Source organism: Vibrio sp. PNB23_22_6 (assembly GCF_052877535.1).
Genome location: NZ_JBNFXP010000012.1, coordinates 21681 through 47753 on the forward strand (window position 1 = coordinate 21681; position 26073 = coordinate 47753).

General features: G+C 42.6%; 22 protein-coding genes and 6 pseudogenes. 13 read left to right on the plus strand and 15 right to left on the minus strand.

Annotated features, from left to right (window positions below):
* Nucleotides 1-127 precede the first annotated feature (127 nt).
* From ACVA54_RS11170 to ACVA54_RS11180, 3 genes are all read right to left on the minus strand, one after another.
* On the minus strand, nt 128-478 hold the full coding sequence (locus ACVA54_RS11170; protein ID WP_099078165.1) for a hypothetical protein: 351 nt from the start codon (nt 476-478) through the stop codon (nt 128-130).
* A gap of 389 nt (nt 479-867) precedes the next feature.
* Nucleotides 868-2154: a peptidoglycan DD-metalloendopeptidase family protein gene (locus tag ACVA54_RS11175; protein ID WP_099078166.1), complete on the minus strand. Its 1287-nt coding sequence runs from the start codon at nt 2152-2154 to the stop codon at nt 868-870.
* Nucleotides 2155-2277: 123 nt separating this feature from the next.
* Nucleotides 2278-2907 carry a hypothetical protein gene (locus tag ACVA54_RS11180; RefSeq protein WP_119464672.1) on the minus strand — a complete coding sequence of 210 codons (630 nt, stop codon included), beginning with the start codon at nt 2905-2907 and terminating at the stop codon, nt 2278-2280.
* Nucleotides 2908-3193: 286 nt separating this feature from the next.
* Here ACVA54_RS11180 and ACVA54_RS11185 point away from each other — a divergent pair, with 286 nt between their 5' ends.
* From ACVA54_RS11185 to ACVA54_RS11215, 7 genes and pseudogenes are all read left to right on the plus strand, one after another.
* On the plus strand, nt 3194-3595 hold the full coding sequence (locus ACVA54_RS11185) for a GFA family protein (protein ID WP_099078168.1): 402 nt from the start codon (nt 3194-3196) through the stop codon (nt 3593-3595).
* A 138-nt stretch (nt 3596-3733) separates the two neighbouring features.
* Nucleotides 3734-4405, plus strand: coding sequence for a YoaK family protein (locus ACVA54_RS11190; RefSeq protein ID WP_099078169.1), 672 nt, complete (start codon nt 3734-3736; stop codon nt 4403-4405).
* 472 nt (nt 4406-4877) lie between these two features.
* Entirely contained in the window at nt 4878-6242 is a 1365-nt protein-coding gene (locus ACVA54_RS11195; RefSeq protein ID WP_099078170.1) for a YjiH family protein, read from the plus strand.
* A gap of 227 nt (nt 6243-6469) precedes the next feature.
* The gene (locus ACVA54_RS11200) at nt 6470-6766 is read left to right on the plus strand and encodes a hypothetical protein (RefSeq protein WP_119464673.1); all 297 of its coding nucleotides are present in this window, start codon (nt 6470-6472) and stop codon (nt 6764-6766) included.
* Complete coding sequence (locus tag ACVA54_RS11205; protein ID WP_446617349.1) at nt 6747-7094, plus strand: hypothetical protein; 348 nt, start codon at nt 6747-6749, stop codon at nt 7092-7094. Before ACVA54_RS11200 ends, ACVA54_RS11205 begins: the two co-directional genes overlap by 20 nt.
* Before the next feature lie 8 nt (nt 7095-7102).
* Nucleotides 7103-7297, plus strand: coding sequence for a hypothetical protein (locus ACVA54_RS11210; RefSeq protein ID WP_253252651.1), 195 nt, complete (start codon nt 7103-7105; stop codon nt 7295-7297).
* Nucleotides 7290-7379 (plus strand): annotated as a pseudogene (locus ACVA54_RS11215) (methyl-accepting chemotaxis protein); the annotation flags it as partial. The gene ACVA54_RS11210 and the pseudogene ACVA54_RS11215, both read left to right, overlap by 8 nt.
* 142 nt (nt 7380-7521) lie before the next feature.
* Here the strand turns inward: ACVA54_RS11215 and ACVA54_RS11220 are convergent.
* Nucleotides 7522-8679 carry an amino acid permease gene (locus ACVA54_RS11220; protein ID WP_446619213.1) on the minus strand — a complete coding sequence of 386 codons (1158 nt, stop codon included), beginning with the start codon at nt 8677-8679 and terminating at the stop codon, nt 7522-7524.
* Between the two features lie 940 nt (nt 8680-9619).
* Here ACVA54_RS11220 and ACVA54_RS11225 point away from each other — a divergent pair.
* Nucleotides 9620-9961, plus strand: coding sequence for an ArsR/SmtB family transcription factor (locus ACVA54_RS11225; protein WP_099078174.1), 342 nt, complete (start codon nt 9620-9622; stop codon nt 9959-9961).
* Between the two features lie 85 nt (nt 9962-10046).
* Nucleotides 10047-11102, plus strand: coding sequence for an ACR3 family arsenite efflux transporter (gene arsB / locus ACVA54_RS11230; protein WP_099078175.1), 1056 nt, complete (start codon nt 10047-10049; stop codon nt 11100-11102).
* Between the two features lie 47 nt (nt 11103-11149).
* Here arsB and ACVA54_RS11235 read toward each other — a convergent pair.
* The 3 genes and pseudogenes from ACVA54_RS11235 to ACVA54_RS11245 form a co-directional block, all read right to left on the minus strand.
* Nucleotides 11150-11436, minus strand: a pseudogene (locus tag ACVA54_RS11235) (AraC family transcriptional regulator); the annotation flags it as partial.
* Nucleotides 11437-11501: 65 nt separating this feature from the next.
* Entirely contained in the window at nt 11502-12527 is a 1026-nt protein-coding gene (locus ACVA54_RS11240; protein WP_446609014.1) for a lactonase family protein, read from the minus strand.
* 140 nt (nt 12528-12667) lie between these two features.
* On the minus strand, nt 12668-13252 hold the full coding sequence (locus ACVA54_RS11245; protein WP_099078177.1) for a 2OG-Fe(II) oxygenase: 585 nt from the start codon (nt 13250-13252) through the stop codon (nt 12668-12670).
* A gap of 195 nt (nt 13253-13447) precedes the next feature.
* Between ACVA54_RS11245 and ACVA54_RS11250 the strand changes: the two genes are divergently transcribed.
* A complete protein-coding gene (locus ACVA54_RS11250) occupies nt 13448-14098 on the plus strand; it encodes an HAD family hydrolase (RefSeq protein WP_099078178.1) in 651 nt (216 codons plus the stop codon).
* A gap of 88 nt (nt 14099-14186) precedes the next feature.
* On the opposite strand, the gene ACVA54_RS11255 is transcribed toward ACVA54_RS11250, so the two are convergent.
* Nucleotides 14187-17966, minus strand: coding sequence for an Ig-like domain-containing protein (locus ACVA54_RS11255; protein WP_446649631.1), 3780 nt, complete (start codon nt 17964-17966; stop codon nt 14187-14189).
* Between the two features lie 636 nt (nt 17967-18602).
* Here ACVA54_RS11255 and azu point away from each other — a divergent pair.
* Nucleotides 18603-19055 (plus strand): azurin, encoded by a 453-nt coding sequence (gene azu, locus ACVA54_RS11260; RefSeq protein WP_446649607.1) that lies wholly within the window; start codon nt 18603-18605, stop codon nt 19053-19055.
* A gap of 127 nt (nt 19056-19182) precedes the next feature.
* On the opposite strand, the pseudogene ACVA54_RS11265 reads toward azu, so the two are convergent.
* The 3 genes and pseudogenes from ACVA54_RS11265 to ACVA54_RS11275 form a co-directional block, all read right to left on the minus strand.
* A pseudogene (locus ACVA54_RS11265) lies at nt 19183-21179 on the minus strand (EAL domain-containing protein).
* Nucleotides 21180-21496: 317 nt separating this feature from the next.
* Nucleotides 21497-22345, minus strand: coding sequence for a mechanosensitive ion channel family protein (locus tag ACVA54_RS11270; protein WP_099078181.1), 849 nt, complete (start codon nt 22343-22345; stop codon nt 21497-21499).
* A 335-nt stretch (nt 22346-22680) separates the two neighbouring features.
* Nucleotides 22681-23106: pseudogene (locus tag ACVA54_RS11275) on the minus strand (transposase); the annotation flags it as partial.
* A 90-nt stretch (nt 23107-23196) separates the two neighbouring features.
* Between ACVA54_RS11275 and ACVA54_RS11280 the strand changes: the two are divergent.
* Both ACVA54_RS11280 and ACVA54_RS11285 read left to right on the plus strand, forming a co-directional pair.
* Nucleotides 23197-23385: a hypothetical protein gene (locus ACVA54_RS11280; protein WP_143699928.1), complete on the plus strand. Its 189-nt coding sequence runs from the start codon at nt 23197-23199 to the stop codon at nt 23383-23385.
* A gap of 310 nt (nt 23386-23695) precedes the next feature.
* Nucleotides 23696-23998 (plus strand): annotated as a pseudogene (locus tag ACVA54_RS11285) (diguanylate cyclase domain-containing protein); the annotation flags it as partial.
* Nucleotides 23999-24055: 57 nt separating this feature from the next.
* On the opposite strand, the gene ACVA54_RS11290 reads toward ACVA54_RS11285, so the two are convergent.
* From ACVA54_RS11290 to ACVA54_RS11305, 4 genes and pseudogenes are all read right to left on the minus strand, one after another.
* Entirely contained in the window at nt 24056-24208 is a 153-nt protein-coding gene (locus ACVA54_RS11290; RefSeq protein WP_253252652.1) for a hypothetical protein, read from the minus strand.
* A gap of 310 nt (nt 24209-24518) precedes the next feature.
* Nucleotides 24519-25187 carry a LuxR C-terminal-related transcriptional regulator gene (locus tag ACVA54_RS11295; RefSeq protein WP_099078349.1) on the minus strand — a complete coding sequence of 223 codons (669 nt, stop codon included), beginning with the start codon at nt 25185-25187 and terminating at the stop codon, nt 24519-24521.
* 179 nt (nt 25188-25366) lie between these two features.
* Nucleotides 25367-25567 carry a restriction endonuclease subunit S gene (locus ACVA54_RS11300; protein WP_099078183.1) on the minus strand — a complete coding sequence of 67 codons (201 nt, stop codon included), beginning with the start codon at nt 25565-25567 and terminating at the stop codon, nt 25367-25369.
* A 58-nt stretch (nt 25568-25625) separates the two neighbouring features.
* A pseudogene (locus ACVA54_RS11305) lies at nt 25626-25869 on the minus strand (methyl-accepting chemotaxis protein); the annotation flags it as partial.
* Nucleotides 25870-26073 lie beyond the last annotated feature (204 nt).

Sequence of the window (26073 nt, forward strand, 5' to 3'; positions counted from 1 at the left end):
TCTTCTCCTACGAAGTAATTGACTGGTTATGTTGTAATTTTACACCACAACCACGCAAAAACAAGACACGCGTCACATTATCTTCGTAGCTTTATTACATAAATTTTTATTCTAGCGATAACTATTTTTATTGGCGCTTTGGCTGTTGGTAAGTTTTACCTGCCGCTTTGTATGTATCTTTCTGCTTGATTTCAAAGAAAGTTTCAAAAAACCATGCGGAAAATTTGATCAACTGGTCACCTTCATTCATGACATGTTCAACGAACTCTTGTTCTTCACCAGATTCGTCTTGATGAACTGTAATATGGTAAATGCGTTTTTCACCTTCAACTTCGGCAAGACCAAACTGACCAGTTAATGATTGTGCCGCTTGCGCGATCTCTTCTTCCTCACATGCTTTCAATAGTTCAAGTGCTTGAGGGAGGGTCTCTGTCTGATCAATTTCTTTTAGTAGTGTTTCAAACTCGTTCTGTTGCATGATTTCACCTAACGATTAACGGGTAGGCTACCTATAAGGTAACTGGCGTAATTTGCTGCGCATTTTAGAAAGGAGCTTGTTGCGTTGCAAGTAGATTCAACTTACATACCCAAGTAACCTCGAGAAGCTTGGTTCAACAAGAATGGCTAGGCTATATAACTTAGGAATGAACGACGTTGTTATCAGTCTGTCGATACAGGAAAAGATATTCCCTGAGCAAAACTCAAACAGGTAAACGCACATAAAAGTGACCATACCGCGAAAGGCAAGCAGAGTAGCAACACATTCGTATTCGACTGTTCCTCGATTACCTAAAAATTCGATTAAAGGGTAAAAAACGCTAGTGAACAAAACAAAAAAGACCAAACGATGTTTGGTCTTTCTCTGCTCTATAGCACTGCTTTTGCTTTCTCTTTAAGCAGATTCTCCATCTCATTTCGATTAGCGATGAAACTCGCCATCTCTTTCTTCGGCACTGAACTCGCCATTGGGATGTTCGCACGCATCGCGTTCACCGGGCGACCATATTGAAGCAGTTCATAATGAAGGTGAGGACCAGTCACACGCCCTGTTTTACCCGATAAGCCAATACGCTGACCTCGAGATACTTTCTGACCTTTTTTGACCAAGATCTTGCTCAAGTGTAAGTAACGTGTTTTATATTTATTTCCGTGCTCAATTACTACGTAATTCCCCGCATATGGGTGTTTACGCGTCATGATTACCGTACCGTCACCCGTTGACTCTACTGGCGTGCCATTAGGCACTGCCCAGTCAGTACCGTTATGGGGAGCAACCCGACCCGTTACAGGGTGAAGACGTTTGGGGTTGAAGCCGGAGCTAATACGCCAACTACGAGTGACAGGGTAACGCTGGAAGGCTCGTTGAAGGCTCTCACCTTTCGCACTATAAAATTGACCATCAGTATGAAGGTAAGCCGTTACTTCACGGCCACGGTTGTAAATCTTAATCGCTTCAATTTCGTTCTTACCAGTCGAAACACCATCAATGGTTTGAGAGCGGCGTACTACTTCAAAACGATCTCCAGCGCGCAAGTCTTTTCCAAAGTTAACCTGCTCTTTTAAAAGGCTCACTACTTGGCTAATTTCAGCAGAACTTAAACCTAGGCGATTTGCAGAAGAAGAGAAACTGCCATGAATCACGCCAACGAGCGCCTCTTGATGCCACACACCTGGAATCGAGATATCAGAGAAGTCATAGCTACCATCCTCGTTGCGTTGGTAAACCACTTTGTCTGCAATTGAGAATTGCAGTTCCATTTTCTCAAGTGCATCCGTTGACTCATTACGCCAAAACCGCAGAGTATTACCTGGCTTGAGGGTATCTAGAGCAAGGAAGTTTAGATCTGTTTCCATTACTTTCATCAACGAGCTGTAACCAAAACCTAGTTGACTAAATATGGAACTTAAATTGTCCCCAGCTTGAATTTGATACTCAAAGTTAGGGGGAGTGACAACTTCCGTCGTTGTCGCATCAAGAATTCTTTCAACAACCTGCGATTCTGGCAGGTTCAAGGCGATGGTTTTAGTAAGAGAAGACTCTTTGAAAGAGTGAGAAACACCAATCGCAACTAACACTGGCAAGGAGTACAACAGTAGCGCTTTACGACTTGCCAGATTCGGCAACCGTTTTGTTGTAATTTCATTTGTAGACACGGGAATTATCATCTCCTTTTAGCAAGGCTCATAGCTTATTCATTCCCAAATAAGAAATCACTAGTAAATTATGAGATCTAGCGCAAAAAATACTTATTTTTTTCATAAGTCGAAAAAACAATACTACTGTTGCATAAGTAGGTCATTGCCAACACGCTTTAAGGCTACGGAGGTCAATTGGTTTGGTGGTTCAGCCATCGCTTGATTTTCACCATGCTGAAGGTAAGTCAGCAAGATTTCTGTATCACTGGCCCACTCTAGATCTGACATTTGAATGCGGTCACCGATAAACACGCTATCAAGCAAAACCACTCGACTTGGTATTGGATCAAATTTAAACAACCCAACATAATAGAATGCGCCACTGCCTTGTGTTGTTACGATTACTGGGGCGACAAGCCAAGGTGTTCCCGCAATATCTCGCTGAGCGATAAATGCCGTCGGCACAACAACCTCTCCTTTTGTTGCGCCAGCATCATATTGCCCTTTCAAAAAACCATGTTCTTTGTCCCATTCTTCAAGGAAAGTAACGGCGCCTTGCTCAGGTACTTGGATTGTCCATGGGTTTTGTGATTGAATTCCCAACACTTCTGCGATGATAGAATTTGATTGAAGCTGCACTTGAGGAAATTTCGCCATGATGTCTTCATCGGACAAGCTAAAGCGATAAACACCAGCGATCACAACCATGGCCAGCAATATAATCGGGATCAAAAGAATAAGTGGAATTGGGAGAAATTTCCTACGAGTCATGGAGACTTCCTTGTGTTCTCGTTCTCATTAATGATCGGAGTATATACCAATTAATGCCTTTAACTTCAAACCTCGCTTCTTTCATTACTTCAAGTGTTTCAAAATTAAACTAAACTATAATACCCAAGTAGCTTTAAGATACCGAGCTCAGAGCGTTATCATCGATTAAAGGTTTAGCACCTCTCAATCTTCAAACCGTCGCCACGTTTGTAAACCAACTCAAGCTCATCGAGCCAACGTTTCTTAGTTATTTAGGCATATCAAGGATAATTGGTAGGTAATGACAATGAAGTGTAATATTCATACATGCGAATGTGCCTGTGGTTTAGTTCAATTGCGCTGTACAGGCGAACCCGTTCGTACTTCTATACGCCACTGTTTTGAGTGCCAAAAAAGAACAGGGAGTGTATTCGGCGTTCAAGCAAGATTCAAAAAACATCAAGTTGTTCTCAATGGTAACGTCATTTCTTTTACCCGAATCAGTGATCTGGGAAACAACGTTCAATATGAGTTCTGTCCTGCTTGTGGAACGACCATGCGCTTACTACTTTCAAACGTACCAGGTTATGCCATTATCCCGATTGGATTATTTGACAATAAAGAGTTTCCTAACCCAACAATTTCAATTTATGAACAAAGAAAACACGGTTGGGTAAGCTTTGAATGTACGATGGAACACATCGATTAATTTCCTAGCCAGCCCAGCTTAGAACCGATTAACGTTCAAATCACTGCCACATCTATACACTAAGTCATTCTCACAGAGCCTCGCATCTCTAGGTTATTTGGGTATATAATCCTGACCTAACATTGATGAGGTTTTATTGTGATTTCCAGACTTCCTCGTTGGGTCGAGTATGGCGCTTTTCTACTGGCCCTCCTTGCAGGTTGCGTCAATGCTGTAGGTCTACTTGGCTTTCAGCATCAAGCGATAACGCATCTTTCAGGAACCGTAACTCAGCTAGGCAATAGCTTACTAACTGGTGTGGAAGGTTCCATTCACCTGCTTTTCATCGTTTTCAGCTTTTTGATTGGTTCTGCGTTCAGTGGTTTTTTTATTGAAAGTACTGCACTTAAGCTTGGCCGCCGTTATGGTATTGCCCTCTGTATTGAGGGGGGGCTACTGCTTCTGAGTTTAGGCTTTTTAGTTCAAGGGGATGTATACGGTCAATATCTCGCTTCTGCCGCATGTGGCTTACAAAACGCAATGATCACCACCTTTAGTGGCGCAGTGGTAAGGACCACCCACATGACCGGTATTATTACCGACCTTGGAATCATGATTGGTGAAAGTCTACGTGGACGTCAATTTGATCGGCGTAAAGCTAAACTTTTTGTATTCATATTCTTTGGCTTTTTACTCGGTGGTACCGCTGGCGCAGCCCTTTTTAATGTTTATGACCTCTATGCGCTCGCATTCCCTGCGATGTTATCATTCATCATTGCATTTGCTTACTGGGGTTACTTAGCCCAATTAGAAAGAAACAAAACGGCCTAATGAGATGTGGCGGTTTAAGCACTCTGTTTACACCGTCATGTCACGCTCAAATTTTTCTCATCATGTAGAACAAAACACATTATGACACGGTTTTTTCGTTAGAGCTTCGTGCTGTTATCCGCCATAAACAATAACCTCACTACATCAAATTCCCATCACACATTTGTGATTAACGTCACATTTTCTCGATTTATTACTGCTTTAGTCACACTGTACTTCATAACCAAGAACATACCTCGGTCAAAATGCTACAATTTTCTAACACATATAACCTGTTCATATACAACAGCCTGAACTTCGCTAATATCACCGAGAAAACAGCTGAATAACTAGATGTATTTAATGAATAGTATTGCCATGGATACAGTTTGCGGGTAACCTCCACTCACTGTGATTAAATACGGATGTTTAGTGAATACTTATGTCATACAACATGGCAACTATTGACTAGTAGTAACACGAGAAAAAAAATATGCACAACAATACGAATGCTGCCGATGCACCTAAGGGCAACTTTTGGATGTTTTTCATCCCATCGCTAATTGGTCTTCTACTCTTCATGGCACCTATCTCTTATGACGGTGGCTTGACTATTCCTGTAGCGGTAATGGCGAAAGTCATTCCTGCTTTTCTTGGCGATACCCTTATCACTATCGTCACCATCATTATTGCGTTTATGGCTGTTGCATCCATTCTTTGTAAAATCTTCAAGCCAGCTGCCATTCTTCGTAGCGGTTTCCTTAACGGCCTTTTTAACCCATCGCCACTTTGGTTATTCATTCGCCTAATTGGTGGAATTGCAGTCCTAATGACATTTTTCCAGGTAGGTCCGAAAGCGATCTGGGAAGAAAATACCGGTGGACTCGTTCTAACAGGGCTTTTACCAACGCTATTTGCGGTGTTCATCTTTGCTGGCCTGTTGTTACCATTACTGCTTAATTTTGGTCTTCTTGAATTATTTGGTGCACTGCTAAGTAAAATTATGCGCCCAGTATTTAATCTGCCGGGTCGTAGTGCGATTGATTGTATGGCTTCTTGGCTAGGCGATGGCAGTGTCGGTATCCTTCTAACGAGTAAACAGTATGAAAATAACTTCTACACTCAGCGCGAAGCTGCCGTAGTTGGTACCACATTCTCAGCGGTATCAATTACATTTAGTTTGGTTGTTATCGCTCAGGTTCAACTGGAACATTTATTCCTACCATTCTATGGTGCAGTTTGTTTAGCTGGTGTCGTTGCCGCAATTATTATTCCTCGCTTGCCACCTTTGAGCTTTAAGAAAGACACCTACATGGATGGCAGTCAACCTCAAAAAGATGCCGATGCAGTGCCTGCGGGTCATACAAGATTCTCTTGGGGTATGGATTTGGCGCTTAAACGAGCAGGCCAAGTTACTTCGTTCCAGTCAGTATTTAAAGAAGGCGTGCACAACGCTATCGATATGGTCTTTGGCGTACTGCCAGTCGTGATGGGTATGGGTACTGTTGCGTTAGTGATTGCTGAATACACATCTATATTTGAAATTCTAGGGCAACCATTCATTCCCTACTTAGAGCTGCTACAAATCCCTGAAGCTGCTGCAGCGTCGCAAACTATTGTTGTTGGCTTTGCTGATATGTTTATCCCTGCGATTTTAGCCGCTTCTATCGATAACGAAATGACGCGCTTTGTGATCGCAGCGATGTCAGTAACTCAGCTTATCTACATGTCTGAAGTCGGTGCGCTATTATTAGGTAGCAAGATCCCTATCAACATCGTAGAGCTGTTTGTTATCTTTATTCTACGTACCTTGATTACGCTTCCTGTCATTGCCGGTGTCGCTCACCTCATTTTCTAAAATAAATAAATTTCAAAGGCTCCATAATATTGGGGCCTTTTTTATAAATCCATACATAATTAAGCCCACTTTAATTAAAAACCTCTCTGAAACAGGTAGATACCGCAAAGCCTCATGGCAATCCCCCTCTGACTTGATAGATTTAAATAAATTGAAAGTAAATGAAATCTAATCCATAAATTTCATTGCTGCTTATTACGGTGTCCTTACTATCAACACAGCAAGTAATGACGATCCGCACTCAAATCCAACAGCACATTGATTCAAGCGTCCATGAAATTCTATCCAGTGTTGGGACGATCGTAGAGTCTGAGATACAAGCAAAAAAAGACCTTGCGCAATCGACCACAGAGATCATTGAAATCGAACCTGCCAATCATAACCATATCCAGGAAATGATTGAAAAATCGACATTAAAATCCGGTTTTCTAACCATTGCTTTAGGCTATGATAAGAACGGTTTTCTACTTGAAAATGATGACTCTTGGGAAGCAGACGCAAGCTTTGATCCACGCCCACCCTGAGAGCAAATACAATGGTGAAAAACTATCTAGCTACTTGCCTCAAGCAAACTTACAGCGAGGTTCTCAGCATATAGAGATAAACGGAAATGACTTTATGGTTGTGCTGATCCACATTCCAAGTGAAAACTGGTACGTCGGTGCCATTGTTGATGAAAACATTGCCTATGCTTCTGTGACAACACTGCGCAACAATGCCATCATCTATTCTTTAATTGCGGTATTCACGTCAATCATTGCACTTACTATTCTTATCCGTCCTTTATTGCGCCCTCTTGATGAACTCAATAACGCACAATTCAAGCCGCTGCTTCTGGCGACGGTGATCTGACTCAACGTTTGAATACGAAAACTGACCACGAGTTTGCTGACCTCGCAAAAGGCTTTAATACCTTTATGGATAATTTGCAAAATCAAATGATCGAATCGAAGCGGATTTCTAGTCAAATTCTAAGTGCAACGCGTGTGACTGCCGAGGTGCTCAAGATTCTGCTATTGCGATCCAAAACCAACTGCAAGAATTGGCGCAATTGAAGCCGTGCGTGCCGGTGAATCAGGTCTTAACTTCGCGGTTGTTGCGGATGAAGTTCGTACACTTACGCAGCGAACGCATGATCGAAATCACTTGGATTATTGGTATTAGGCCATTTCAATGAATCGCCAAAAATCACGTGAATTTATCAAGCCAAAAAGACAAAAGCCGCTTATCCATAAAGATAAGCGGCTTTTTCAATAATTTGACTTATAACGACCAGTAATTACACCGCTTGAGCAACCAATAGAAAACAACCAAACAGGAAGATCATGCTCATGCCAACGATACCACCGCCAGCTTCATATACGTCACTACTTGCTGCTGGCATACGACGAACCTTCATTGTCATCGATAGAGGAACAAACACCGCAAGGAAAACGAGAATGATTCCAGCATAGCTCAAGATAGCAAGGAAGTGCTCAGGAGCGAATATTGCGCCCAATAGTGGGAAAATAAAAGTTGCTATAAATACGACTGGTTTACTGACTTTCAAAAAATCAGCATTTTGGTCGTAAAGCGCCATCGCAACACCTAAAAAAGAGGTCAGCAAAGCCAAACCAGTAAACATTGACAGAATGAACTCTAGACCACTGTACTGTTGTCCTAATACAGAAATCAACTCAGATACATTCGAAAACTGTACAAGTTCATGTGGTGGTAAGTTGCCCACGACTGCAAATAGCCATAATAAGTAGCATACGAGTGGGATTGCTGAACCTATAATAATCATATTACGTAGGTCCGTTTTACTTGCTTCTCTGTTATAAGTCACTAAAGAAGGGATCACCACCATGAAACCGAAGCTAGTAAATAAAACAGAACTGGTTTTGATCAGCGCCAACTTGTCATCACTCACAACCTCACTTAAACCGTCAAACGACACATTTGGCGCTAGAGAAACTAGGGTAAGTACGAGTGCTGCGATCATACCGATGAACAAGCCACGGTTTAGCTTATCCACCACAGCAGTACCTGCAGAAACAATAAGACCGACCAGTACGGTAAAGACAACTTGACTGGTAATTGTCGAAACTGGAAGACCGATAGACGCCGTCACTTTTTGAACGAGATCGCCCGCGCCAATGATGTAAGCCATGAGGAGACAAACAAGTAAGGCATAAAGCAAGCCGTTAGTAATGACTTGACCACCTTTACCTAAGGTTTCACGAGCGATGGCATTCATACTCACACCACCACCGACTTTGCAGCTAGCTTCTAGTAAAAGTAAAGCAGCGTAGGTTGTTCCTGCCCAAATGACCAACATGAGAAGAGTACCCCAAAGAAGGCCGAATTGAGCAAGCACCATTGGTATAGCAAGCATACCAGCGCCAAGAGCAGTGCCTGCTATGATCAGGGAGCTGCCGACAAGTTTTAGGTTCACGGTTAATACCTCTAAATTTAATCCGTTAGTTGTGTACATATCGCGCATTTTTTGCGCGATCTACGGAAAGACCCAACCTTAATACCACTGGCAATCAGCGAACCAAAAGCCACAACTCATGAGGGTTCAATTCTGCATGAGCATGATTGCGTTAAGGGGATGCTTTTCCGGGCAAAATTTCGATTAACAGAATGGCTTATTTTGGGTTCGAAGCAAAATCAGCGTATCTTTTCGTCAATCCCATCTCTGCTTAATGGGTTTGGTTCGAAAGGATTGTATGGCATAAACTGGAGAATTGAAAAGAAAAAGGCCCGCCTCATAGCGATTTATTTTAACAACTCGAGTCTTTTACCGCTTACATGCTGAGGTTTTAAACTGGAATTAGGCATTTATCGCTAGATGGCGACCAAAGAGTGAAAGCGCGTGTGTCGCTTCGGCGTGTACAATAGAATTTACAGTTTGTGTTCAGCCATTAGAAATCCATGGCATAGCCTCGAGCAGTCAATACCGTTATTATTATTTCTGTTCCGATTGATTTCGGTTCACATACCTCTAAACGCTGATTTACGGTTCGAAAATTTAGGTAAATGAGTGTCTGAATGCTGGGCTTTATTTTCCCAGCATTTGCATCTTTCCCTGCCCCCTAACACACCAACTTTACGCAAATTCTGTTGCGGTGTATCCACTCGTTTGCGTATTGCCTGATAAACCATCATAACTCTTTATCTAGCCCCCATGTGAGGATAATATCTTTAATAACGCCTTGAAAACTCGACGTCTGCTCTTTCTCTTTATCTATGAAGTAACACGCTAACTCAAATACAACGTGACTGAACCAGTATTTGCGCTCAAATTTACCCATTTGATTCAACAGTTGCATCCTGCGTAAAGCAGACGTACACTTAATCGTAATTCGACGATGAACTATTAAGGCCAGCGAATGAGTGATAAATGCAACGACAAGTGCGAAGTTGCTTTTCAGACAACGCAACAACAACTCGAGAATGAACAAACTCTGGCAGCACAAGCGAAAGCTTTATCCCATCCAGCACGTTTGCGTATTCTGCATATCCTGCACACTCTCGATACCATGGGCGGTTGCTTGAACAGTGATTTGGTTTCTGAACTGGGTCTTGCACAATCTACGGTTTCAGAGCACTTGCGTATTCTTAAGCAAGCAGGCTTTATCAGCGCGGAACCAAACCCACCTAAAGTCTGTTACCGCATTCAACGCGACGCCTTTGAACAGTTCAATCTAGGATTTTCTAAGTTATTTGATTAATTGCCTTTGCACGCTGATAAGGTGTGTAGAGATAAACTGTACCTTTAATCATCGCCTTTCGACGATAAACGAACAAGAGAACACTATGACGACCCACGTTTTAAACAGTGCCAACAATAAAATGAGCTTCTTGGACCGTTACCTAACGGTTTGGATTTTTGTAGCAATGGCAATCGGTGTAGGTATTGGCGCAGCATTCCCTCAAGTTGCTGAGTGGAACGAGTCAATGTCAGTAGGCAGCACAAACGTGCCACTAGCAATTGGTTTGATTTTGATGATGTACCCGCCGCTAGCAAAGGTGAACTATAACTTGCTAGGCACAGTGACTAAAGATAAAAAAGCGATCACGCTGTCTTTGGTCATGAACTGGATTGTCGGCCCTATTTTGATGTTCATCCTTGCATTGATTTTCCTAGGTGATCATCCGGGTTACATGGTCGGTATCATTCTCATCGGTCTTGCTCGCTGTATTGCAATGGTGCTTGTATGGAACGATATCGGTGGCGGTAACAAAGAATACGGCGCAGCACTAGTTGCACTCAACAGTGCCTTCCAAATCGTGACTTACAGTGCCATGGCATGGTTGTTCATCACTGTCTTTCCGCCAGTCTTTGGTTACGACGGTTTCGTGGTGGATATCTCAATGATGGACATTGCGGAAAGCGTACTAATTTACCTTGGTATCCCATTCCTAGCGGGCTTTTTAAGCCGCAAATGGCTAGTCGCTGCGAAAGGTGAGCAGTGGTACAACGAGGTGTTCATCCCACGTATTTCACCCATAACGCTTATCGCCCTGCTCGCGACTATCGTGCTGATGTTCAGCTTGAAAGGCGAAATGATTTTGGAGCTGCCAATGGATGTGTTCCGAGTAGCCATTCCACTGGCTGTCTACTTCGTGTTGATGTTCTTTGTGAGCTTCTTCGTTGGTAAGAAAATGGGCATCGATTACGACAAGAATGCGTCGATTGCTTTCACGGCCACAGGCAACAACTTTGAGCTTGCGATTGCGGTTTCTATCGCGGTATTTGGCCTGAATTCAGACCAAGCCTTTGTTGGTGTGATTGGTCCACTGATCGAAGTGCCAGTATTGATTGCCTTGGTAAACATAGCACTCAGACTGAAGCAAAAATACTATAAATAGCCGAGTGTTATGACGATTGAAAGTGCATGTTGTATAGACGGCATGCACTAATTAGACACAACCGTTTTGACATAATCACTCGGCATTAGGCCGAACTTGCCTTTAAACCGTTGGCTAAAGCGAACTTCTGCCAACACTTCTCGTTATTGAGTACCTTCTTGCTTAAGCTTACGAATCATAGTCGCACGGCTCATAGCAAAACGCTCCGCTACAGCCTCCAGCTGTGTTCTTCTCCAGGAGAATGAGCCAGATAACGACTTAACTTTTGGCTAAATGTCGTATTCGAGCCCGCAAATAGATGATGCAATACACCGCACTCAGCAAGCGGTTGGTACCATTACATTCAACAAATTAGTGCTGATAAACCTCTAATTGGGCTTATTGCGTTCATTCTAATGACTATAACTTCTCGACCACACACACCGGCGAGCCCATCTCGTATGTATGTCCAGTTGGGATCAATTCACCTGTATCTGGGTTTCGACGGAAACTCATGAGATTATTGGAGTGCTGATTAGCAACCAGCATCCACCGCCCATCGCGCGATAGAATCAAATCTCTCGGAAAAACGCCGCCACATTCATAAATCGCGAGCCTGTTAGGCACTTCATCTGAGACATCAAACACCACGATTTTATTTTGCGCTCGGCACGATACGTACAGGAACTTATCGTCGCTAGAGAGACGAATGGCGGCAGCCGCCTCTTGGCTTACTTCATCCATCATCAGCTTAGTTTGATTCACTAAACGCCACAGCCCTTCATGCTTGATGAGCTTAACCAAGGTCTCTGACAGCTCACAAACAACATAAGCCACCGTTTCATGGCGATTGAACACCAAGTGACGCGGTCCAGAACCCGCTGGCATTTCCACACTTTGAGCTAAAGAGAAAGCCTGTTGATTCCTGTCATAGTCGTATAAATGTACACGGTCACTACCCAAGTCAACAACAGCAAGTTGGCTTAAGTACTTTAAAAACGTTACCTGATGAGCATGGGGAGAGGTTTGACGTTCTTTGTTAGGTCCATAGCCTGGGATAAGTAAATCAGCGATAGGGGCTAACGGTTTGCCCTGATCATCAAGCGAGTAAACGACAACATTCCCTGAACCGTAATTCGCCACGGCAAGCAACTGATTAAAACAATCTACGTGGCAAGGGTAATCGCCATCAATAGGGACGGTGTACTCCTCCTCCGCCTTTGAAAAGGTCAGCGCAGCTCCCTGCTTTCTATCGACTTCGCTAAAGGTGTAAAGACCGTGTTGGGTCAATGTAAGGTAAGACGGATTTCGTAACACCAATCCATCATCAAGCCTTATAATTTCACCTGTTTGAGCATTGAGCCCGACACGGGCAATACCTAAACTCTGGCTCGGTGCATCGGTATAGGTTCCAACATAAAATTGCAAATAATCATTGACTGGCATAATGACTTCATTGGTTTGGAATTGTTCTAGATACCTTGCCGTCCGAGTCGCCAAACAGCAATCTATTCTTGCAGTCCAATTGCATCTTTGATGCACACATCACCCTTGGTTGTTTTTTGCTCTAAATTAACGTTTGGATTCTACCCCGGCAACACATTGCTGACTTTGAACCACCCTGCGATGCTAAATCTTGTCCTGTTGCAAGTGAGTACCTCATGGGGATGTTGCTCAGAAAAAAACAACAATAACCGCCCTGCTTTAGGCAAAATTCGCTGTAATTCACGCTCTCTCTGATCATAAATAACCAGTTCACCTCCATCAGCAGGCTGCCAATTGTCATTTAAGTAGAGCACGGTAGATACCCTCCTGTAATTCAGCTTCTGGAAGCTATCTAGGTGTTTCTTATAGAAGCAACCAGGTCGATATTTTGCAAAGTGTGCTTCGTAATCGTCCAATCCCAAATAGAGTTTCTGATTCATCACCTTTTTAACTTGTTTCATCCGGGTAAGAAATCGTTGTACTGGCTCACCGAGCTCACTTGAAAGCCAACAAATGTCGTCACTTCTAATATTACGTTCAAGCATTTTCTTATCGTGGTGCCCGACATGCGCTTCTTCCCAGCGGTGAGGCAAACAAAACCTTAAGTGTTCAACCTGATCCGGTGTCAGAAAATCATCCCATACATAGTAACCTTTAGATAAAAGCGAACTAATGAGCTGCTGCATATTTTCTCCTCAATATGAACCATTGAAAAATCGATACTGCAATGACAAGCCTTAGTATAGACAAGCGTAACTGGAGCCCTAAAAACCTTTACGTTGACCAAAGGAATCTTAGCGTCATAAAGCCGCTCAATTTACCGAGTAAAACGATGGTGGTTATGTCAAAATGCACAATCTCAACTGACAAGTCGGAAAGTAATGAATTATCAAGCTGCTATTTTCGATATGGATGGCCTACTGCTCGACACTGAGCGCGTCTGCATGCAAATATTCAAAGAAGCATGCGAAGTACAAAACCTTCCGTTCCATAAACAAGTTTATCTGTCCATCATTGGCCGTAATGCTGCGGGTATCGAAGCTATCTTTCGTAAAGCCTACGGGGACGACTTGGACCGCCTGCATCAAGAATGGCGCACGCGTTACAACGCAGTGGTACAGCACCAAGCTATCCCAGTAAAGGATGGGGTAATTGAGCTTCTAGAGTGGTTAAAGTCTCAAGGCATTCCTATCGCCGTCGCGACATCAACCGCGAACGAAATCGCCAAGAAGAAGCTCGAGCTTGCAGGGTTAAGTGAGTACTTTGATAGCCTGACAACCGGTTGTGAAGTAACTCATGGCAAACCAGATCCTGAGATCTATCTATTGGCGGCACAACGCCTCAATGCTAATCCATTACAATGCTTAGCGTTTGAAGATTCTAACAACGGCGTTCGCTCCGCAGTAGCCGCCAATATGGTGACGTATCAAATCCCTGATTTAGTTGAACCATGTGAAGAAGTGCGTGGATTTGGCCATGCGATCGTTACATCATTGCATGATGCGTTAAACGAAATCAAAAAATCTCGATGACCTAATACTTTGATAGTCAAAGGCTTTCTATGAAAAAGCCATCACCTTTCGGTAATGGCTTTGTTTGTTAAGTTTAAGCTTTTGTCGCTTATTGCGGATCAAGACCCAGCTTTTGCAGTACTAGCATAAAGTTATCACGGCGTTCTTTCACGTTGTGAACGTCACCAGTCGAACAGGTCAAATCCGGACAGCCACGGTTTACAATGCCAGAAACGTCATCGATGAATTGTGAACCTTTCAGGCCACCATCAACGTAGTTTTTCAGCTCGTTGTAGTAGTTCCAGCCAGCGTACTGACCGCCTTCGTCATTGTAAGCCTGTACCGATGTTACCCAGTAGAACAGACCTGCAATCCACTTAATCTCTTTGTTCTCTTCAGAGCTACAGATCAAACCTGGGTTTGAACAGAAATCAAGTTCTGCGTATAGCGGGTTCGCTGGCGGCGCTTCAACCGTTACGCCATCAATCGTTTTGCCGATTGTTTCAGGATCAACGTGTGAACGGCCTAGGTAATGGTTAAGAGTGCCGAAGTTCTGACGACCAGTCGTCTGGATAACGCCACGACCCCACCAACCACAACCTTCTACACTCTCTTGGCTGCTGCCATCCCAAATAAACTTACCTGCTTTTTGGCCAACGTAAGTCTTACATTCGTCACGTTCCCATACTTGCTTAGACGTATCTACACTTTCTGGTACGTCGTTACAGTGGCCGTTGTTCGTCCAGCGACCAACAGCACCATCAACAAGTAGACCTCGCTCTTCTAGTACCGTGTCAGGTGCCGCAAATACTGGCGCTGGTGCACCGTACCATTTGGCGTGCGTCAGAGCGCTCACTTCCATCTTGTTATCGCGTGGACAAGAGTAAGCGTAGTCTAAACCTGATACTGGATTCACACCGTAATCCGCGTATTTCTGACCCAACTGGCCACAACTCGCTGACATCGGGTAATCCGTTGGTGCGCCGTATTTCACTTCAGACCAGTTGTTCTCGTCACATGCGTTGTAACGGATAGTTTCTTGCATACTTTGTGCTAAGAACGCAGCAATCGCAACTTTCGCGTATTTGATGTTGGTTTCATCATCGATACCATCGTTCATCAACCAGAACTTGTTGCCAGCCACACCGATGTTGTGCATTGCGTTCAAGCCGTCCAAGAAGTCATTCCACTTGTACACAGTAGAAGGAACCCATTGCGATTGCGGCGTTTCATATAGGAACGCTTCATTATCCATGACAGACTCAGCATTCGCTAGCTGTTGGTTCAGTGCTTCAATACGAGTTAATGAGCCTTTCTCTAACTCTTCACCCACGTAGTACAGTGGCACTTTCGCATCTTGGTAACGCTCAATTTTAGCCGTTAACTGTTCGCTATCTTGGTTGAATAGTAGTGCAAATACGTTGCTGTACGCTGCTTTTCGAAGTTGCGGCTTACCTTGCGTGTCACCCATAAAGTAACCCGCGGTTTGATCCGTTGGCATGTTTGCCAGCATCGCAGGTGTCTTCACGTAATCTGTCACTTGTTTCACGTACTCTAGTGCGTTGTGCCATTGGTCGCTTGATAGTGCGTTTGTTACGTCTGATTTAGTGAAGACAACAAAGTCAGCTTTGTTTGCAGCGTCTGCTTTGTACAATTCAAAGTTATCGAGTAAATCTGCGGTGAAAACTGACGCTTCATCCCATACAGACTGACGACCTGAATGAGTATCGTAAGCAAAATCACCGATGTTTAGTGACCAACCATAAGTTGCTTCTGGTGCAAGTGTAGCGATGATCACGTTGTGTGCTTGCGCCCAGCCTTTCACATCATTGCTCAGTGCATTGATGACATCAACGTCGATGTTGCTGCCGGTAATATCTACCGCATTAATCAGCGCATCTTTAACCGCAACCGTACCGAAAGACTCACCTTTATCTTGTGTCGCTTGATCAAGTACATCACTAGTAATGATGATCGATGAAGCTCCTGCATGCTCAGCTTGTTCAATGAAAGAAACAAATGCGCGTGTTAATGCGTCGGTATCTGCTAGCACGTCACTGTTGTTCGCGCCAATTGTCAATGTTGCTGGTGCGCTTGACGATGGGCTAGCAACAACAAACGTATTTGGCCAACCTGCAACTTCTAGACGAACTGGGTCCATTGGGTTTTGTAGTGATAGAAGCGGCGCTGTACCAGGCTCTGTGCCGTCACAGTTTAGGTGAAGAGCCCAAGATGCATCGCTACCAGGCACGGATTGTGTCCAGTAAATCGCGGAGTACGCGATATTTTTGTGGACCATAATGTCACCACCTGTCGCATGATCACCACGCGGCCAGTCTGGGTAGACATTAAAGTCAGCACATAATCCACCTGGTGGTGGCGTTGGTGTGGCTACTTCTTCGACAGTGATTTTTACACGTGCTGTGGAAGATAGATCTTGGGCATCCGTTGCAACCGTTTCAAGTGCAATCGCACCGACTTCAGAAGCTTTCCAATCACACGCAAACTGCTTGGTTGTTTGTGCGTCAAATTCACAAATTTGCTTGTTATTTGCTTTTACAATAACACGCGACAAATCATCGTCTGCATCCGTAGCACTAACAGAAATCGATACGGTTTGATCCTTTTCGATGATCGAGGCATTCACAGGAGTCACAAATCTTACTTCTGGCTTCTCGAAATCCTCACCAGCTTCCTCTACTGAAACCGTTATCGTTTGTTGCTCTACCAATTGGTTATCTTGATCAAGTACACGAACTTGAAGCGTTACATTGCCTAATTCGCCTGGAGTCCAAGACTGTGAGTAAAGCGTTTGGCTAGGCGCAATATTTTGTTGGCCTAGTTTGCTATTGTTAGCCCAAAACTCAACTTTAGAAATTAACTCACCTTCTACTCGAGTTTTGATGATCGTCGCTTCATCAACATTCAGTGATTGTCCCTGAGTTGGTGAAACAAATGAGAGTTCATGTACTGTCGGTACGTCAGGTTCACCAGGGTTTCCTGGACATTCAACAGTATCCCAAAACCATGACTCTGCACTTGGTGCTTCCCATACACCAGGGTTATTTTTTGCAACAAAACACTCGCCGTCATAGATAACCAGATCGCCATTATTTACTTGGGTTTGACCCGGAACAAACGGGATCACATCATCAGGAATGATTGGTGGATCTACTTCTTTTGCTTTTACGGTAATGCGAACTGAGTGTTCTTTCTTCACGCCCGATGCATCTTCAACAATCGCTTTAATCGTGTGAGCACCTTCGCCTGCTGCTACCCAGTTTGCTTGAAAAGGCGCATTAGTCACACTCGCAACTTGCTTACCGTCAACATGGAACGTCACGCCCTTAACGTTAGTATTTGTTGCTTTTACGTTTGCTAGCATGGCGACCGTTTGGCCTTCTTCAAACTCAGCACCATTTGCAGGTGACGCAAGTTGAATAGAGATTTCTGGTTCACCAACGTCACCTTCATCATTTGCCACTAGACGAATCGTATTTTGAAGCAGAGAAAGATCCAATACACCATTAACACCAAGCGTTAGCTCAATACTTTCACCCGGTTGAAGTAGTGACTTGATCCAACTGCCATCAGCAAAAGACAGTGAAAGTGTATTGTAAAACACACTGCCTTGTGCGTTGCTGGTAAATTTCAGTGCTGGGTAACTAATCCCTTGTGCAGACCATGATGGCGTCGACATTGACATGTTTGAATCAAACACAATTTTCGCGTCGCGCAATTCAACCGGCTTAGTGCCATCATTAGTCAAGGTGACTTTGTATGTATTCCACCATTGGCTCTCAGAACCAACAACAGTTGCATCTGTACTAACTGCCGCGTGAGCTACCGGCAGTGCCATTCCGATCGTAAGTGCTAAAACACTTGGCATGATAGCTAGTGTATTCTTTCTCATAATTAGGGATTTATAAAAACAATAAAATGGACAAGCATTATAGGTGCGAACTTTTTTCGCGGCACAGCAGACGCATGTAACGAAATGTGACTAAGCTTACACTTGTAATTATGCCAAAATAAAAACGAATTTTTTCGCCAAAATTATGGCAACCAGAAAGATAGCGCCCAGCACACAAAATTTTGAGACTCTAGTTCAAAGTCAATAAAGTGTGCGCCAGATTAAAAAAAATCAATTTGCTCATCACAAAAGACGATGCTATTTGCCATCATGCAAATTATATGCATCCAAAAATAATATTGTTACATAATAACAATTATTGAAATATCTACTTACATGTTGGTATGAAAAATAACCTAATCAACCATTACATATGTTATGAAATACCCATGCATTACATAAAAACTTGACGCAAGTCACGTATAAATTGATCGCTCTTAGATCAGATATAAAGTGATCACACCACATGTGTGTTGCGTACAACTTTGCTTAAAAACGTCAATATCAGTATTGAAGCACGTTGTTTTGCCGAAATTAGTTGATAATGAGATGTTTTGTACTGGCTTGGTTTGATTCCAAACTAGCCCGAAATAAATAGGGAGAATGTTATATATGTTTTTACGTTTAGGCGCAGCAACCCTCGCACTCATTGGAATAAGCTTTGGCGCACAAGCAAGCGCAGAGTGTGAAGTATCCATTGATGCCAATGATATGATGCAGTTTTCAACCAAAACGTTAAGTGTTCCGGCGACATGTAAAGAAGTAAAACTGACGTTGAACCACACTGGTAAAATGCCGGCTCAGTCGATGGGTCATAACGTAGTAATTGCAGATACCACCAATCTACAAGCGGTGGGCACAGATGGCATGTCTGCTGGCATGGATAATAATTACGTTAAGCCTAACGATAACCGCGTGTATGCCTTTACAGAAGTCATTGGTGGTGGAGAGAGTACATCTGTCACCTTTAGCACCGAGAAGATGACTGCGGGGGGGGATTATTCGTTCTTCTGCTCTTTCCCTGGTCACTGGGCAATCATGCAGGGAAAATTCGAATTTAAGTAAACTTAGTGAATAAGGGAAGCCTATTAGTATTGGCTTCCCTTTTGACTTACAAAAAACAGCGTGACGCTCATCCATGCCTACAAACTTATTTATTGAGCCTGTTTTCTATTTATATGGATGACAATAGTTACTCTTGTTGTTCCAGCAAAATGTCTGCTAGAGGTTGTGGTCGTGCAAAGAAATAACCTTGTACTTTATCGACACCACATTTTTTACGAAGTCATATTCACTCTTAGTTTCCACCCCTTCAGCAATAACTTCACAGTGAGTAATATGACCGAGTTTCACCACCAACTGATAGAGGTTTTGGCCCTTTTGATCATTTACACCTCTTAATAGAGACCGATCAAGTTTGATTTTATCAAATGGGTACTTAAGCAAGTGTGGGAATGACGCATAACCAGTACCAAAATCATCCATCGCAATTCGAATACCTTTCGCTTGCAGTGCTTCCATTGTTTTGATCAAAAAAACCTTATTACTCAGAATTGCCTCTTCCGTAATTTCAATCTCTAACCATTCTGGAGAAACATTGTAGTACTCTAACCTTGCAAAAAGATGCTCAACAAATTCCGCTTTTTCAATAGTCGCTACCGAAATATTAATCGCAACACGACATGCTTTGGATAGCGTCATCTTTTGCATATCTGCCAATACCTTCTCAATCACTAACTTATCCAGCAAAGGCATCGAATTCAACATTTGGAAATCACTTACAAACGTGGGTGGGCACAACTGACCATCTCTATCAACGTATCTCAGTAAAGCCTCGTAAGAATAGACATTATCATATTGAGTTGATTGCAGCTTTTGATAAAACATCACTAGCTCCCCCTCACTCATGATCATATTCAAACGTTTTTGTGCCATCGACTTACTCAGACTCGTATCGTTTGAATCTTTAACACTCCTCAGCAAAGTGTTAAATACCGAACGTTCAATGCTTGAGTATGCGTTACTAGAACGAAACTGAGCAACATATTTCCCTGCAAAAGCCGAATAAAATGGTTGATAAATAAAGATACCAACCACAATGATGACTAACTGAAGTATAGAGCCCTCAATTCTGTCTCCCAATGCTAAATAACCACTGTATAGCGGAGGGGTCATCCAGTTAACAATGTTCTCAACGGGTGATACCACCCCTGTAGAAATACAAACATAAGTGATGACAAAGCTCACTAAAGGCACTAATACGAATGGCACAATCAATAAGGGATTAAAAATGATTGGCAAGCCAAAAAGCAGTACTTCATTGATGTTGAAGATGACCAGTGGCATCGCTGTCAACGCCAATATGACATGATGGCGTTCTCTGGCAAACAACAATACACAAAGCAACAAACTGATGCTGTTTCCTGATCCCCCCATCGACATAAATGCATCATAGAAACCTTGGCTAATCACGTTTAGTGAGGCATCTCCAGCTTGCCAAGCTGCCATATTTGCTTCAGTCGCTGCATATATCTGCTGTTTGGTGGTAAATAGCATGTTGTGACCATTAATACCGATAGCACCGAGAATACCCAGTATCATCTGATAGATCAGCCCACCTTCAAGGGTCAATGGATCCGCGCCAATATCACGGATAACCCCTCTCAAGATCGCTATCAAAACAGCTGCAATATGTGATAAGGCCAGTGCGACTAATACAAAAGTAAAAAAATGCACAACATGTTTGATAAGGCGAGATGAAAAATCTAACGCTTGTGGCTCTAATAAACGTATCTTGAATATACTGCAATAGACATATGTCATCACCGTACTAAGCAATGCCAGTAAAGGGTTATTTGGCAACATGTAAGTCGTAGACAAGCTTCCATTCTCTATCGAGGCTAGATAGAACATGATCATTGAATAAATAATGAAAACGGCGCTAGATACATTTGTCTTATGTGACAGGTAATAACCCGCAACGACGCAGAATGCTGTTGGATATAAATTGATTAAGATGTCTGATACATGAAACAGCATCCGTGATAATTCAGAAAACTCAGACAAGCGAAAAGCGTGGCCTAAAAAGATCGCCAATGCATTCGATAAAGTCAGCGGCAGCAACAACAGTGCAATCGAAGCCAAATCCGTTAAATAGGATTTAGACCCCGAACGCCACGAATCTGTCATCGCTAATACGCGATGAAACAAACCAGAATTAAATGTTAAACCAATTTTCATGGATAGTCTTATCGTTAAAAGTGAGCTAAACCGTTAATTAAACAGCCATAATTACAACCGCCACTGCAAGCTAAATGGCTGGTTTTACCGCCTTTCTTGAATTTTTGTGGAGTATTCAGGTGCTGAATGCTGGTGGGACAAGATAATAAAGACTATCGCACAAGAAGTGATTGCAGGCGTAATTTAACTGTTATATGCGTCTTGAACCATTAAGGTTATTTATCTTAACGACAATGTATTAATTTTATGATTAAGAAAGCTAACGTTTAATGCTCATTTCCTGATGGAAAACGCTGTTCGTACAACTCCATAAAGTCTTGACGAATCAAGTGTTCGAGGTGGTTTGCTTTGTCAGTTGGGCAGAAAATCATAATATGCACGATTTGTTCGCCATTGATATTGCTAGAAATATGAATATGTGGCTCTGCCCCTGGTAGGTCGACACCCGCGTGTTTCTCTATCATTGCATTGTAACGGTGAGCAACGTCAGAAAAGTAACTGCAATGTTCATCAATCTTATTGGTCAGCAATGGTAAGATTGGATATAAATTTACAAAGTCTCTAACCACGATAAAAAAGTTATGATAAACGTAGCGTTTCATAAAATTGAGATTTTTTACTGGGTATATAAAAAACATACTATTCGGCAATGTTGCCGTTTTACCCGTGTAATGATATTGACCATGGTATAGATCAATTTCTTGAATCACTGTCGCCATCATATTGTGTTCAATCACTTCTCCACACAACTTGCCTACTTCAATCCAATCTCCAATACGAAATGAACGAGAACTTGCACGTTGAATCGATCCGGTAAAGCAAAGAATGATCTCTTTCGAAGCAACAACAATCGCAACAGCAATCGCAGTGACACTAAGGGCAAATTCGCTGATCTCAGATTTCCAAAGAATAAACAAAATGATCAACGTAATAGCAAAGGTGCCGTTTTTGGTCCTCGACATCCAGCTGCGTTGTTTTTCTGTAATGAAGGCATCATCGCCACGGATTTGCGACAAAATCAAGCGACGCAAAATCATAACGACGAACAGAATTAATGCAGTGAAAACGATTTTGTGAGTAAGAAGAAAATCGACGACTAACTGCACTTTCTCCATTTCCCGGCTCCCTATTTAGTTTGAGTAGATAGATCCTTTAGGTTAGAAGCTAACCCTCGCCAGAACAACCTTATCAAATTATTCAGTCGGTTGCCCCAGTTCGCTCTGTTTAAATACGATAAACGCACGGCGGTTTAACGCATAGGCTTCTAGAGACTCTTCGTTGAACAGGTTAAAGTTCACCAAAGACATTTATCTCCCACACGAACTGCGATGGGTCGATTTATGTTTTGAGTTACGCCATCACAGTTTGTGCACGTCGATCCGCTAGTTACTCATGGCTTTGTTTCCAAATTCGAGTTAAAACGCGCCTAACATGTCTAATTATTAGGTAATCACCTTCGTTCCGACATACCTAGCCCTGTGAGCTTGTTTAACGCTTTTATCATAGCGTAAGTCTCACTAACCTGAGCATTGTATTTTCTTAAGCTTAATGTACCGCCGAGCCGTTTTTTAACACGGAACATCGCCGTCTCGGAGAGCGAACGTTTATGGTAGCCGTACATCTTTTTCCAATGCTTATTTTAACCATATAGCTTCTGACGGCCGACCGCTAGATTGCGGAGATGACCCCGTACCCAGAAGGCTGCGCCTTCCCTGCGAGGAATGATCGGGACAGCTTGTTTGATGCTAATCGCTTCTTAGCACAACCTTATGTTATAAGCACCATCACCAGATATCTCAATGATTCTTAGGCGCATCTGTTTAAGCAAATTTGGAAGCGCTTCAGCGTCGCTCACATTTAATAAACTCAACTCAGCAATAGATACATAGCAATCCTGCATTGAATCATGTACAAATGATGCCCCACCTTTGCGCTTCCAAACTCACATCGCTTTGATACCAACTCGTTGTCGCTGGCGTACACCAATGTCAGTGATTTGTACCTATCTCTGGAAAAGTACCCTCTGGCAGTTGAACTAGCCAAACTCGGCGCGAAAGCATCGAATAAAGTTCGTAATTCAGTGAATGAAACCATCTGTCTATTGAATGTGGGAATGGGATTAGGGCAACTCGGTGATTCAGATTCTACCCTGTAACATTGCCACCAACCACTAGCCATTGCTAGAACGATTTCGGACAGACGCATAGAAGCAATAACAACATCATCACGTTTATCTGTTTGAACAACTGGCTATTTCATTGGAAAATTTTGTCCAGAGAAAGCACCTACAGTATGCTAATGCCCAGCTAGATAAGCTATCGAAAACAGCCCCCTGACAGGACTCTATAACCGATATCAATTAGGCAATATCGCACCTACGTTGATTAAAACGCGCTACATCTAAGCAGAAACGCTTGGCGATTGCCATTATTGATATTGATTACTATTAAGGATTCAACGACTACTATGGGCATCAACAAGGGGATATCGCGCTCACATCCGTAGCGAAGGTACTTCAAGGTGTTTTCAATAATGCAGGTGAGTACCTACGCATTAGCGCGAATCGATCTTCACAGCAGATCGAATCTAAACTGATTCTGCTTCAAAAACGAATCGAACAAATGAATATGATCAAGCCCTCATCGATATGCTCAGAGCGATTAACCTTGTCAATGGGGGTTGCAAACTTTACTCAATTTTCATCGCTCAAGCCAAGCTTTGAATACTTGTTTAATGTCGCAGACAAAGAACTCTATCGGGAAAAATAGCTCATCAGACATGATTTTAGCATTGTCACTCGAGTATTAACTCCTGAAGAAGGTGGCTTAATCCAATAAGCTGTCTTGATAGATCATTTTCTTACTCATTCCGTCATCAACAATAAGGTTGTGACCATTAACAAAATCGTTGTCTGGATGAGTAAGGAACAAACACGCATTAACAACATCTTTTGTTTTTCTGTCTTCATTGTTTCTCATCGTTTTGCCTAAAAAGCCAATATTTGGGGTGTATGTATTCCCCAGTCTCTTGAAGGTACTTGGGATAACACGATATGAGAACACTTTTGCTTTTCACAAAACGTGATATGCGCACAAGAAATCATCCCAACGTTCACTTTAGTCATCGCAATTAGGTAGGTGTTAGAAAGGTTCCTACATAGGTACAGGTGAGACCAAAACATGGCATCAAGCAAGCATATGACACTAAGCCCAAACGGGGAATATACAGAAAACAACTAAATACAAATCAACAGGCCCTAGTTCTTTTCAAAAACGTTGAAGCCATCCATTAACCTGTCATCGATAAGTCTGAAACATTTTCCTTCGCCCAAATCAGGGCTTGAACTCTATTTTTTACATCTATTTTTTTGAAAATATTGTGCAAGTGAGTCTTTACCGTATTTTCACTGACAAATAATTGCTTCGCTATTTGTTGATTTGATGCCCCCATCGAAAGAAAATCGATAATTTGCTGTTCACGTTTGGTCAATACGGTAGGTGTATTTTTATTGATAGGTCGACTATGACGACGCAAATGTGCGATATATTGCTGAGAAAATTCGCGACTAAACCACATGTCGCCCTGTAGAATTCGACCAATACCTTTTTGCAAGGTGCCTATATCATCGGACGTATAGAAAATCCCCGCCAACGTTTGCCAAATAAACAGTTCTTCGACCGACAAAGTTTTGTCACAATTGATCAAAACTTCTATCGTCTCTTTGAAAGCCGCATCTTTGAAGTTGATGTAGCGAGAGAACACATCCTCAGTGACAACGGTATAATCAAAAATGATGGTGGAAATGGTTTCTGTAAGGACAGGAGGGGTTGAGAGCTTTTCTGGTGTAATCAAAATAACATGAATACTAAGCTTCGTTTCCAAGACGTCCTTTAACAAAGATGACTGCAAACTATCTTCAGTGACTAAAATTACGTTCCTTATTCTCTTATCGTCCATCCTATTCACTGCACCCACGTTATTTTCCTTAAGATATTCAATAGGTTTAATTACCAACGTGATAAAGTCAAGTATGAAAATAGTAGTACCAATATGTAAATGATTGATATCTCAATAATTGGACAGTATAAGAGAATTAATAAGCTGATTAAAAAAGGGAGTAATAAACTCCCTTTTGATTAATGTACTGGTACTGAATTTTTCTGGTTGAACTTGCCAAAGTATTGTTCAAGAACCTCAGGAGTGAGCTTTCCTTCCGCTTCGAGCCTTTTCAGTTCAGCTGCGATTTCTTTTTGCTCTTCTAGAGAAGGTAGTTTTATTTCCGGCTCCTGAGCAGCCTCTTGAGAAATTTGTTCTAGTTCTTTTTCGAAGTCATTCATAGTACTTACCTAAATATATAGTCGTGAAACTTGCAAACTAGGTCTATTCTATCCAACTCTACAGCTTGAAGCTACCAACCATCGTATCCAAGCGAAAGGAAAGCGCCTGTAAACCTCTACTTGCGTCTGCAAGTTCCTCTGCGGTTGCCGTTGCGAGTTGAGTATTTCGGTCAGAAATGTCTGCAGCTGACGAGTACTTCTACCGCTTAATCGTTTAAATCCACACCTTAAGATGTGATCACTTTACCCGCTTCCATCGCCGTCACCGCATCTTGTACGTCACTTTGTAGTTGGTTGAACAAGGACAGCAAAAGTAAGACCAAGTACAACCTTTTGTTTAATACTCAGAGAATTGGATTTCAACATATCTGGACCTTTGAAAGAATCACTCATTACCCCCCCCCAAAAAAAAAATTTAAACTAGGGCATGTTTGCATGACACCTGTGCCACCTAGCTTGTATCAGCCCAGGCCTAAATATCTCATGCAAAGTCTCATATTTTATGT